Below are 1,162 nucleotides of genomic sequence, written 5' to 3'. Positions count from 1 at the left end.
TGGAACAGGCGGGCGCGCATGTGGAGACGGCCGACTCGTTCACGGCGGCGCTCCCTGCTTGCCCGCGGATGGGCCCGGCGCCGCCGCATCGGCTGGCGCGGCGGCGGTCTTGCCGTCCTTCTTGTCCGCCCCTTTCTTGCCCGCCGCCTGCGTGCCGCCGGCCTGCGCGGTCGCATCGTTCGGCACGACGAGGCCCTGCACGCGGGTGTGCGGAGCGGACAGCAGGCGCGAGATATTGGTCTTGAGGTTGACCTCGGCTTCCTCGCCGTTCAGCTGATTCTGGCCGCGCGTGATCCGCACATGGCCGACGACGCGGGCGATCCCCGTTTCGGGCACATACACGCCGCGGTCGCCGGTCACGTAATCGGTCTGGGTGCGGATGACCACGTTGCCGAATGCCTCCACCTTCTGCAGCTTGCCGGATGCGGCGAGCGGATCGTCGGGCCGGTCGGGATGCGCCGCGGCCTTGGTCGCGGCCGGCGGCGCGGCCGGCGTCTTTTGCGCGTTATCGACCGTGTACGCCACGAGCACGTCGGCGGAGATGCGGCGGCCGTCATTCGTCACGACGACGGCGTTGCCGCGCGCCACCGCCATGTGTTTCTGCGACCAGTATTCCATGCTGTCGCGGGCGGTGAGCGTGTCGTTCGGCGTCACCACGCGCAGGTTCGACCCGGTCATCAGCAGCACGGCCTGATCGATGTCATAGATCGCGCGCTGCGCCGTCGCATGGTCGGTGGGCGTGTCGATATGCACGTCACCGATCGCCTCGACGCGATAGATCTCGCTGCTGCCGGTATCGCCGGGGCCGCCGGGGATGGCGCCCGATGTCGCATCCGGCTTGCCGGACGCGGCCGGTTTCGCGTCCGGCTTGGCGTCGGCCTTGGCGCCGCCTGCGGCGTCGGCCTTGCGGCGGTAATGGGCGATCAGCCGGTCGGCCGTCACCGTCACGTCGCCGCGCGTCGCGTGGGCGTTGCCGGTGGCGATGACGGTCTGGTCGTTCTGATGCCACTCGAGCCCGTTCTCGGCCGTCACGGTGATCGGGCCGCCATGCGACATGTCGATCGGCTGCGCCCGCGCGCCGGCCGTCGCGGCGACAAGGCCGAGGACGACCAGCCCGATCAGGCTGCCCACGGGCCTCATCGCCGCGCGCCGCGATGCGGGG

Annotated in this window: 1 protein-coding gene; it reads right to left on the bottom strand. The window is 71.1% G+C overall.

What is annotated here, in order from left to right; genetic code table 11:
* Positions 1-39: 39 nt before the first annotated feature.
* On the bottom strand, positions 40-1,140 hold the full coding sequence (locus B8460_RS20540; RefSeq protein WP_084623986.1) for an LptA/OstA family protein: 1,101 nt from the start codon (positions 1,138-1,140) through the stop codon (positions 40-42).
* Positions 1,141-1,162 lie beyond the last annotated feature (22 nt).

Origin of the sequence: Acidisphaera rubrifaciens HS-AP3, from assembly GCF_000964365.1 — a bacterium.
GTDB classification, from domain to species: domain Bacteria; phylum Pseudomonadota; class Alphaproteobacteria; order Acetobacterales; family Acetobacteraceae; genus Acidisphaera; species Acidisphaera rubrifaciens.
This window is presented reverse-complemented; position numbering and strand designations above follow the sequence as displayed.

What these genes read in the sequence shown, in the direction of transcription:
- B8460_RS20540 (WP_084623986.1), bottom strand. Translation starts at nt 1,140, where the DNA reads ATGAGGCCCGTGGGCAGCCTGATCGGGCTGGTCGTCCTCGGCCTTGTC.